Annotated in this window: 9 protein-coding genes and 5 tRNA genes; 11 read left to right on the top strand and 3 right to left on the bottom strand. The window is 40.7% G+C overall.

The genetic code is table 11. The annotated features are described in order from the left end of the window. Positions 1-469: 469 nt before the first annotated feature. Together ACQCN2_RS23215 and ACQCN2_RS23210 are read right to left on the bottom strand one after the other, a co-directional pair. A complete protein-coding gene (locus tag ACQCN2_RS23215) occupies positions 470-1345 on the bottom strand; it encodes a hypothetical protein (protein WP_426931314.1) in 876 nt (291 codons plus the stop codon). A 245-nt stretch (positions 1346-1590) separates the two neighbouring features. After that, positions 1591-2463 (bottom strand): LysR family transcriptional regulator, encoded by an 873-nt coding sequence (locus tag ACQCN2_RS23210; protein ID WP_426931313.1) that lies wholly within the window; start codon positions 2461-2463, stop codon positions 1591-1593. Positions 2464-2594: 131 nt separating this feature from the next. Between ACQCN2_RS23210 and ACQCN2_RS23205 the strand changes: the two genes are divergently transcribed. The 6 genes from ACQCN2_RS23205 (at position 2595) to ACQCN2_RS23180 (ending at position 7913) form a co-directional block, all read left to right on the top strand. Then, positions 2595-3929: a Na+/H+ antiporter NhaC family protein gene (locus ACQCN2_RS23205; protein ID WP_426931312.1), complete on the top strand. Its 1335-nt coding sequence runs from the start codon at positions 2595-2597 to the stop codon at positions 3927-3929. 317 nt (positions 3930-4246) lie between these two features. Then, positions 4247-4711 (top strand): hypothetical protein, encoded by a 465-nt coding sequence (locus tag ACQCN2_RS23200; protein ID WP_426931311.1) that lies wholly within the window; start codon positions 4247-4249, stop codon positions 4709-4711. 537 nt (positions 4712-5248) lie between these two features. Beyond that, a complete protein-coding gene (locus ACQCN2_RS23195) occupies positions 5249-6043 on the top strand; it encodes an alpha/beta fold hydrolase (RefSeq protein ID WP_426931310.1) in 795 nt (264 codons plus the stop codon). A 94-nt stretch (positions 6044-6137) separates the two neighbouring features. Beyond that, a complete protein-coding gene (locus ACQCN2_RS23190) occupies positions 6138-6650 on the top strand; it encodes a dihydrofolate reductase family protein (protein ID WP_426931315.1) in 513 nt (170 codons plus the stop codon). Beyond that, the gene (locus ACQCN2_RS23185; protein ID WP_426931309.1) at positions 6647-7051 is read left to right on the top strand and encodes a DoxX family protein; all 405 of its coding nucleotides are present in this window, start codon (positions 6647-6649) and stop codon (positions 7049-7051) included. The genes ACQCN2_RS23190 and ACQCN2_RS23185 overlap by 4 nt, the downstream gene beginning before the upstream one ends. A gap of 397 nt (positions 7052-7448) precedes the next feature. After that, positions 7449-7913 (top strand): hypothetical protein, encoded by a 465-nt coding sequence (locus ACQCN2_RS23180; protein ID WP_426931308.1) that lies wholly within the window; start codon positions 7449-7451, stop codon positions 7911-7913. 310 nt (positions 7914-8223) lie between these two features. Here ACQCN2_RS23180 and ACQCN2_RS23175 read toward each other — a convergent pair whose 3' ends face one another. Then, entirely contained in the window at positions 8224-8646 is a 423-nt protein-coding gene (locus tag ACQCN2_RS23175; protein ID WP_426931307.1) for a MoaF-related domain-containing protein, read from the bottom strand. 1062 nt (positions 8647-9708) lie between these two features. On the opposite strand from ACQCN2_RS23175, the gene ACQCN2_RS23170 reads away from it, so the two are divergent. The 5 genes from ACQCN2_RS23170 to ACQCN2_RS23150 all read left to right on the top strand — a co-directional run bounded on the left by ACQCN2_RS23170 (position 9709) and on the right by ACQCN2_RS23150 (position 10261). Next, positions 9709-9785: transfer RNA gene (locus tag ACQCN2_RS23170), tRNA-Ile, on the top strand. A 98-nt stretch (positions 9786-9883) separates the two neighbouring features. Further along, positions 9884-9960: transfer RNA gene (locus ACQCN2_RS23165), tRNA-Arg, on the top strand. A 27-nt stretch (positions 9961-9987) separates the two neighbouring features. Beyond that, positions 9988-10064 (top strand) — tRNA-Pro (locus ACQCN2_RS23160). Positions 10065-10081: 17 nt separating this feature from the next. Further along, a tRNA-Leu gene (locus ACQCN2_RS23155) sits at positions 10082-10164 on the top strand. Positions 10165-10172: 8 nt separating this feature from the next. Next, positions 10173-10261 (top strand) — tRNA-Ser (locus tag ACQCN2_RS23150). The last annotated feature ends 385 nt before the right edge of the window (positions 10262-10646 follow it).

Raw genomic sequence — 10646 nt, 5'->3', positions numbered from 1 at the left:
GGAAGTGCGGCAACGCATGGAGCTGACGAATACTAATCGGTCGAGGACTTATCCACGTTTTCTTAGCGAATGTCAGAGCGAGTATATGTTCTTGTGCAGTGACTTTGCGCCATAGGCGGACGGAGCCAACAAGAAGCATATAGGAGCGACCCGTTATCCAGTTTTCAGAGAACAACAAAGCAGCTCATGAACCTATCTTTCGAGATAGAGCCATGAGCTGCTTTGTTTTTTTTTGCTAACTAAATCAAACCAACGTAGATATAATGTTCAAGTTAATGTGTCGCAACACACGGAGCTGACGAATATTGGATAAGGATTTATCAAATTCTATCTTCTTTAAGTTGGTCACTAATGGTGTTCAGCGACTGATAAAGTCAGAAGGAATCCCCTACCTTAACAAGGTAGGGTGCAGACGATTGCTTTCCAACTCACTTAATTATTTTGATAAACTAACCTTACGATTTTTAAATTACACATTTATATCCAACTTGTTTTTAAAAATAATTATTGATAAAATTCCAAATGCAAACATCGAAGTAAATAATTCAATCGAATGCCCTAAACGCACTGGTGCTGGCATATAAGCATTTGGAAGTATTAATGGTGAAGTTATTAGTATACTAAATAAAAGACCAGTTATAATGTAAGTTTTCCAACCTTTAGTATTAAGTGAATGAATAATGATCACCGACAATCCAGACCATAACAATCCTCTAAATAGCTGGAACAGAGGCAACAGGGGGTCGCTTTGAAATTGATTTGCCATGTGCTGTAACACATTCAAAATAGCTGTGCTTCCGGTATAAAATTTCCTCAATTCAGGAAACTGCCAAGCAACAAAATATCCGAAAAGAAAGTAAATAATGACGTAACAAAACGCAAGGATAGCCATATTGGGGAATAATTTAGCAAACGGCACTTTAACAATATTTTCTTCACCATAAGATGAACGTTTATTTTTTGCCTTGCCAAGGATTAAAACTGCAAATGTTGAAGACATAAATATACTGATAGCACCCATAATAACCACTTTCAAAGTATCCAATAATGGCATTTTGACTGCACTATTAAAATATAATGTCTCTATTTGTGTCATGAAATACTGAATACCCCAAAAGATCACGAAAATCATACCTATTAACTTTAATCCTCGCATTTTTGCGTTAAGAATATATATCGTCAGGATAACAGTGTTTAATATACAGAAAGCAAATAGCGGAGTGACCGAGTCGTTTGAAGATTTAGAAGTGTCAAGACCAACAATAAAAGATGAAATAGCCATCCCAATAATCATAATTACCGTTATGAGAATCTCTTTTAACCCTAAAGTTATAGTCTTTTTCATAATAAACTCATCCGTTCTTTATATAACTTTAACCACTTACTATTACCTCAAAATGTATAATCGATGCTTCAAGAACAAGCACATGATTATATCCATTCTATTGCCGTGGTCATAGGGGAAGAACTCAGTGGTGTATAAGGCGCTAAGGACATTCTTTGAGTCGCTTTGTCTTAAAAGGCAAAGCGACTTTTTTGCTGATAGAACTTTTTGAAAGAAGGATTCTATTGGTTGTTGAAAACAGATAATTACGTATTAAAAAACTCCAAAAAGTTCCTAGCAGGAGTAGATAAGTAATGGTTTTTCATCCAAATTAACACTGCCCTTGTTACTAGAGACTCTTCTTTGATCTCTCGAAAATTAAGTTTCACATCTGGCACCAATGAGATGATATCCTTCGGGACAATTACTATTCCCATTCCGATGTTTGCCCATTTTAGCATGGATCGTGTATCATCTACTCTGCATTTTACCCTCGGTTCGAACCCGGCCTTTTTGCAGGCTTTTGTGATGTTATCCGCATATCGATTGTGCAAGAGCAATGGTTTGCCTTCAAGTTCGGTCAGATCCAAGTTTCCCGTTCCACCTTTCCAAAAACAGTCCAATCCGCCAGCCACCATCGGCACATCTGGCAGGTTCCTATATTCAAAGTCATCCTGATTGAATGGAGTGCGAATAATTCCGAGTTCCACTACTCCACTTTTGATCAATTCGAGAATTTCAAATGTACCACTTTCCCGGATATGAAAATCCACGCCTGGATATTGTTCGTTAAATAGTTGGATTTTACGAGGCAGCAGTATTTCACCTGCTGATGATATTGTGCCTATGGAGAGAGTCCCTATGAGCCCCTCCCTCAAGTCTTTCAGTTCTTTAGCGGTTTTTTCCGTAAGTTCCAGGATCATTTTTGCCCTTTTCTGGAGGAGCCGTCCGGCATCTGTAATCTGTATTTTTCGTGTGTTTCTTTCCATTAACAAGATTCCTAACTCTTCTTCCAGAATTTTCAGCTGGTGACTGAGCGGTGGCTGGGCTATATGGAGTCTCTCAGCCGCTTTTGTAATATTACCTTCTTCAGCAATCGCTAAAAAATATGCCAGTTGTCTAATATCCATATCTAACATCCCTAGTTAATCTATATTTGTTTTATATAAATCATATATCAATTGCATATTTCCCATATGCAAAAGACCCTGCTACCATGACAGTAGATTTTGTTCATCCATCATCTTTTGTTAGCGCGGGGTGTTCTCACTTGGTTAATTATATTGGACTTTTTACTTCTATCTTCATCATCATTTTTGGCGTATCTATGAACATTTTTGTTGGGTATTTGCTAATTGCGTGCTGGTTGCTGTTTGTTTTGATCAGTTTTCGAAAAGGTTATGACTTAAAGAACATTCTTACCATGTCCTATATCGGCGGGAAAAAATCATATGTGGTCATTAAAATACTATTGCTCATCGGAGCTGTTTCGGGGGCATGGATGATCTCGGGAACGATCCCCGGAATTGTTTACTATACCCTTTCACTCATCAGCCCAGATACATTTATTCTGATTGCCTTCCTAATCTGCTGTGGAGCTTCCTTCTTGCTCGGGTCTGCGACAGGAACGGCAAGTATAGTAGGATTGCCTCTCATTATTATTGCCAGAAGTGGAGGTGTAGACCTGAATTTAGCTGCAGGCGCCATCATAGCAGGTGTATATTTCGGTGACAGATGCTCCCCGATGTCTTCCAGTGCTGTTTTGGTGTCCAAACTTACAGGCACGGATCTGTTCACTAACATTAGGAAGATGATGGTTTCATCCGTTATTCCCTTCGTTTTATCTGTAGGATTTTACTATGAATTCTCTAAACTGAACCCATTAAAGGTGATAAGCAGTGGTTTGACCGACGAGATTCTGAAGACTTTTAAGATCGAATACCTGGTTCTCGTTCCTGCGCTCGTCATTCTGATATTTTGCGTTTGCAAGCTAAGCATCCAATACGCAATGCTAATGAGCATACTGGTTGCCTCCATGATCGCGTTATTCGTTCAGGGTGATCAACCATTGCAGGTCCTTCATAGCGTGATATTCGGATTCAGCCTTGATCCTCAAAACCCTTTACAGAATATTATCGAGGGTGGCGGAGTTACCTCTATGTTAAAGGCAAGCTTTGTCATATTGATTGCCTGTGCGCTCGCGGGGATTTTTGAAGGAATACGGGCTTTCGACGGGATAAAAAATCTACTAATCAATATGAAGCTAAAAGGACATAAGCGATATGGGTTAACTACATTCATCAGTACGTTAACTGCTGCTTTCGGATGTTCACAGTCTATAGCTGTGGTTATGACGGATGAAATCATGAAAGATTGTTACAAAAAAGAAGAGAACTATCAATTTGCTCTTGATATTGAGAACTCCTGTATACTTACATCGGCGCTTATCCCATGGAATATCGCTGCTCTGATCTGTACTGCGACTCTGAATGTTAGTATGTATAGTTTCGTGCCATATGCGTTTTACCTTTACATTTTTCCTATCATGTATTTTGTGTATTACTGGTTCAAAGAAGCGAAGCCGATCAATTCGAGTCCCTTGTGATTGAATTTTCTAGGATGAATAAACAACAATAGATAGGCTTTCACTTCACAAAAGCGCTGAAATCCGTATATTTCTTTGGGAAGAAGGAAGCGTTGACGTAAAGAGAGGGTAAGGTCGCATTAAGGGACAGGAAAATAACAGAAAAATGGAGTCGCTTTGTCGTATAGACGGAGCGGCTTTTCTTTTGTACATATATTTTACCGGAAGCTGGGTAGTAGTTTGTTTGTTATTTTCAAATAGATAGGTTTTGTAGTAAGACAAGTGCACTTATTATTTCATAATTATGGAATATGATAATTGGGTGGAGGTGTGAATTCATGAGGGGCTTCCTACTATTACTATTTGTTTTGATGGCATTTACATTACAAGGATGTACTACGGATTGGGAACATGAATTTATTCTTGAAGGCGAATCTGACCATTGGATAGGAACGGTAAATTTGACTTTGACAGAAGGGCAATACAAAGACCAATTCGGCAAAAAACAAAATGTAATGGATAAAAATATTGTACTAAAACCAAAAGAAGTGATGAATCTTGAACGATTGACTTATGATACCTCTTTTAATCTTCATCAACTTGGAAATTCAGGGTCGAATTTAGTCGCTGACAAGAATGAAGTTCTTAATGAAAAAGCATATGGAGTTAATGCCCATAGTGGTACTTATTTGGATTGGAGTTATGATGAGCTTAAACAAAAATTAGAGTATGCGAAAATTGAAGTCGAATGGGTAAAAGATGGAGAAAAATACAAGGAAACAATAATGGCAACACCTAAATAGAAATCAACATTTTTTATTGAAGTAACGGAAATCGATAGTGTAATAATAAGCGCCAGTCTAGAACTTTATTTGCCTCAGTCACAATTCACTAGGTTGAATAACGATCTGATAGCGTCACAAGATTGGAAATGGACACATGATGGTGAGGAGGGGAAAACTTCATTGGAGGAATTGTGCTCTTGAGGAGGTTTTACAGGGGTGTCAAAGCTACGGCCTGGGTATAGTTTATGCTGACAAGCAAAAAGGGACGGGCAGTAGAGAGTGGCGGCAGGAAGGTAATTTTTTGGAAGAATGTCTTGATCCTTACGTAACGTAATGCTGTAAAGTGAGGGTACTGGAAAAAGATAGCAACTAAGAAAAGGGATGATTATCGCCCGACTAGCTGCCGCACTGGACCGTGTCCGCTCCAAGAGAGCCATCGTAGCCAACGGGATTGAGTCCAGACAAGGCGTTCAATTCTTTACGTTTCAGGACCCGGATGGCAACGGGACTGATGGTTGTTCGGAAGTAAAATCAAATCATGAGGAGGTAATAAGAATGAGAAAAGTAATTTCGAAAGACGGCACCACCATTGCGTTCGATAAAACCGGGAATGGACCGGCGATCGTCCTGATATGCGCTGCATTTCAAACTCGTTTGGATCCGATGATGTCGCAGCTTGCTTCGCTTCTGTCTCCCCACTTTACCGTATTTAATTACGACCGCCGGGGTCGTGGGGACAGCGGCGATACGGCGCCGTACGCGGTTGAGCGCGAGGTCGAAGATATCGAAGCTCTCATCAACGAAGCCGGCGGATCGGCATCCGTATTCGGCATGTCTTCCGGTGCAGTCCTCGCCCTCGAAGCGGCTCGCAAGCTCGCTATCGCGAGTCTTGCATTGTACGAGCCGCCGTTCGTCGTTGACAGCGCTCGCCCTCCGCTGCCGGAGAATTACTTGCAGCAGCTCAAAGAACTGATATCGTCGGGCCGCCGAGGCGACGCGGTCGAGTACTTCTTAACGAAGGCAGCCGACGTTCCTGCCGATTTCGTTGCCTCGATGCGAAGCGCGCCATTCTGGCCGGCGATGGAAGCCGTAGCGCACACGTTGGTCTATGACGGCACCATCATGGGTGACACCATGTCGGGCAACCCGTTGCCAGCCGACCGGTGGTCTTCCGTCTCGATCCCGACGCTCGTGATGGGAGGAGGAACAAGTCCCGAGTACCAGCAAAATGCGGTGAAAGCTCTCGCAGACGGTCTCCCTAACGCAAAGCTCCGCATCCTGGAAGGTCAGGATCATAACGTGGCTCCGGATCTCCTCACTCCCGTTTTGACTGATTTTTTCTCCATGTAATTTAAAGGAGACTATAGCAATGAGAAAAATCATTTTACTCATGCACGTATCGCTTGATGGCTTCGTAACAGGACCCAACGGTGAAATGGATTGAATTATCCATACAGAGGAAGAACAGAACTATGTCACCGACTTGCTAAACACCATAGACACCGTTTTATTTGGACGTGTGACTTATCAAATGATGGAAAGCTTCTGGCCGACTGTACCCGCGCATCCCGTCTGGTCAAAATCGAAGTACCATGCCGAACATGCTGTCTGGATTGAGAAGACAGAGAAAATTGTATTCTCCAAGACTTTGGACAAAGTGGAATGGAGCAATTCCAGACTGGTAAAAGAACATATTGCGGAAGAAGTTGCGAAAATGAAACAGCAGCCCGGCAAGAACATTGTGATGATCGCCAGCTCTGGCCTTGCGCAAACATTTATGCAGCTCGGCTTGATTGATGAATATCGGATTAATGTCAATCCTATTGTTGTTGGTGGTGGAAGACCACTCTTTAAAAATATTAAGGACAGAATCGATCTTAAACTTGCAGAAGCCAAAACGTTTAGTTCCGGAGTCGTCGGACTTGTCTACGGAAAAAGAGAGGTGAGGTGTAGATGAGCAAATTGTGGAAATATGCAGGCTGTATCGGACTCGCTCTGATAGCGCTGATTTTTATTCAAGCGGCGGTCCTTAAACTAATGGGTGTGCAAGCAATGGTGGAAGTCTTCAACAAGCTAGGGTATCCTGCATGGTTTCGTATAACAATTGGGATCCTGGAAATTGCCGGAGCGATTGCGCTGCTCATTCGGTCTTCTTCGCGTTACGGTGCGATGTTATTGGCGTTGATTATGATCGGCGCAACAATATCATCGCTTGCGAAAGGGGCGGCTGGCGATGTGATCGTTCCAGTTATTATGCTTCTTCTACTTGTATGGATCGCAGTAGTTAGGAGACCTGTCAATCGCCACATAACGGAACAACTGCCAGCTAGCAAGGTTACAGTTCATCTGGACGAATAACCTGGGATATGAACGGTTGGAACCCCGAGTAGCATCTGCTCCTGTTCCAAATGCTGCGCGCCAACATGTCCGTTACCACCTCGCCCAGATCGAGCGGGTAAGGCAGGCATATCGAGAGGATAGGGTATAACACTATATGCAAGTTGTGATTCTAACGGGATCAATAGTGGAGGAGTGGCAATCGTGGCTACTCCTCTTTTTGATACTGAACTATTTGGCAGTTTCCTTAAATGAGTTGATAGGGTCATTTTAGGATACCTGTAATTTTAAAACTATTTATTATGAAAATAATAATATTTACTAAGCAGTTAAAAAATTCACTTTATTTTTCTGTCGCTTGAATAAGCCATGTAAACATAGTTGTAGTATGCTTTTCATAAACCAATGGGAGGTTGTTATGATGCAGTCATTAAATGGAGACCAAAGTAGAGTAATAATGGAAAGTGCAAGAAAAACTTACGAAAAATTATCAAGTAAGAAGAAAGGTATCCATCCTTTTAAGGGTAGCTGCTACGTAATTTCCAGCCTTATCTATCACATTGCAAACGAAATACTTCAGATACCAGATGAATATAACAAAATTTATCAATGCTATTTTTGTGTAAACACAAATTCACATTTATCTCATCATTTTAATACGCTGTTATGTAAGAACATTGATGCTAGCATCGACCAATTTAATCCGATATACGTAGGATTCGAATTTTCCCCATATGGTGACAATGACCAGTATTATAAGGATGTTAAGGAAGTAGAACCACTTATTACTACTGAAGTGAAGGAACTACTAAACTACTGTATCATTTTTTATGGGCAGGAAATTGAATCTGCCTTTAGAAATAAAAAAACGCTAAAGAAGTGATTGAAAAGTACCCAGACATGCGTAAATGGGTAGCACACAATAAAGCTATTCCTGTTGAGATAATGGTAATTCTCGCTGATAACTCTGATGAAAACGTTAGATTTACTTAGCTACAAAAAATTTTATTAACTGATGACGACGAAGAAACAAGGATATTGGCAAAGAAGAGAATTGATGAAGGACGATTTAAGTGAATGTTGAGCTAACGGAATCGATAGCTGAACAAACACAAAAATGGGCTGCCGGTGATAATTCAGCAGCCTTTGTTAAACGAAAGGGCAGCATTGTTCTACAGAGGGATGAGTTGGGATTACGAGGTGAAGCTGTCTATTTCGGTTATGGTCCCGGAATGAAATAGACTTTTTCGAGTACCTTTTTCATCATAGGTATAATGGGTATAGACCAGCATCCTATTAAAATCAGCAATTTGGCTGACCGTGTAGACTTCTTCCAACCAATACATAAAGTAAACACAAGGAGCGATCTCCACGTAATTGAATGTATAGTAACCTTTGAATCCTGTATGCGGTCCAGCAATCCCTTCATCATGCCGATGAGTAGGGTCAAAGAAATGAATGATAAATACATTGCCATCTTCATAATCATAACGAAAGGTCCTACCAGCGTATACAGGGATAAGCTGACTATAATGTACATACTGAAAATTTGGATGATAAGGATAGGGAAGCGACAAAGGATAACTCTTATTGGGAAAATAAATTGGATGCTGCATACAAACTCCTCCTTTCTTGAGCAGTATATGTAAAACATAGGTGTATGCTCTGAGTGGAATGCCCAATTCAGCTAACGGGTATCGAGAGTTCAAATTAAAGTATATTCCGATCGAATCAGAGGCTGACACGGGCAGAGGAAGCATCTGCTTTAAAACTGATTTTTGCCAGAGTTGTTTGAATGGATTCAGTACATTAATTGGCCAATAAGGAACTAGTGCCAGATTTACAAAGGATAGCCTATAATCCAAATCCCACGAAAAATATTGTGAATTTGATGATGGAGCTAAAGAAATCTTAAGGTCTATAACAGAGATTTAACAAAAGAGAAAATGAGTAGCTCAAAAGCTACTCATGGAGCGAAACCGTAAAACTGTAGAATAAATACGAACATCAAGAAGTACCCAACCGTGGCTGCAAATAATATATACAGTACGCTTAATAATATTCCGAGAATACGAGAAAGACCTTTACGTCTAAATAAGCGGATAAAGCTTAGCAATCCTACAATTATCAGAGGCACGATATAAAAATAAGCGAATACGTTAACCCAAACGAATAATCTCTGAAACGCTTCTGGAGGGACCGGTCCTTCTCCCATACTATAGGTATCTATTATGTACAGCAGTCTGCCGCTAAAAAAAACGAACGAAAGTATGAAATAGAAAATGAGAAGTGTTTTGACTTTTACCATAAAATTCACCTCGAACATAAGAATATATCTACATTTAAAGTGATAATGAAAAAAACAAATAGTACCAACTTTAATTGGTACCTCATAGTGGAGTTAACACAATATTTTTTGGGTTAAGGTATCTTTACATGACTATCGGGAAAATTGAGAGTAGAAAATCGGACTGAAACCGTAGCAGCAGACTAGAACTTTATTTTCATCTAACACAGGATGGTCAAAGTAAAAATCTAGCTATGAGTGACAAATTACCATTTTTTTATATTGAATTGTTAGATCAAAACATGTTATATTGATATTCCGCCTCTCAAATGAGATGGTAGATTAACAAACAAACTACTTACACCCGTTTTAAGGATTATATTGCAAATAGGGGCCTATAGCTCAGTTGGTTAGAGCGCACGCCTGATAAGCGTGAGGTCGGCTGTTCGAGTCAGCCTAGGCCCACCATAATTGTTGTCCTTGGATTAAGGAAGGTCGACTAAATACGCAACGTCGTCCATGGTCGTCGCCAGTAGAAGCGACACACCTCGTACGTTTCATAATATGTGCCCTTAGCTCAGCTGGATAGAGCGTTTGACTACGAATCAAAAGGTCGGGAGTTCGAATCTCTCAGGGCACGCCATATAATCACTACCCTAAAAAACAAAATCGGGAAGTAGCTCAGCTTGGTAGAGTACTTGGCTTGGGACCAAGGGGTCGCAGGTTCGAATCCTGTCTTCCCGACCATTTTTAACTTCATACAAGCCGGTATGGCGGAATTGGCAGACGCGCGCGACTCAAAATCGTGAGGGAAACCGTGGGGGTTCAAGTCCCTCTACCGGCACCATTTTTTGTGGAGGGATACCGAAGTGGTCATAACGGGGCGGTCTTGAAAACCGTTAGGCGGCAACGTCACGGGGGTTCGAATCCCTCTCCCTCCGCCACTATTACAGTTCCGAATATTGCATTTGATTTGAGGGCTGTTAAATGTAATGAATTAAAAATCTACACACGAGGCGCTGATATGACCGAGTGGAGATTTCCAGAATTTGAGGGTTGAGATACGGAAGGTGTGTGTGATATATTGTACTTCCGGCCATCGAGAGCATAAGATTTTGAAGTAGTGATTCTAGTGATCGAGTGGTTAGCCTACCAAAAATTGTGGGTTGAATTGAAAGGTTCAAACGTGTTATATTATAAATCTGCCACTCACCACGAGATGGTTGATTTATAAACTAAATGCTCTTTGAAAACTGAACAATAAACGTTTAGTGAAACAAACACTAGCCAAGCAAAACTGTTTTGAAGTTTAGTATCAACTCAACTTTA

The sequence above is a fragment of the Brevibacillus ginsengisoli genome, from assembly GCF_050113715.1.
GTDB lineage: Bacteria > Bacillota > Bacilli > Brevibacillales > Brevibacillaceae > Brevibacillus_H > Brevibacillus_H ginsengisoli.
This window is presented reverse-complemented; position numbering and strand designations above follow the sequence as displayed.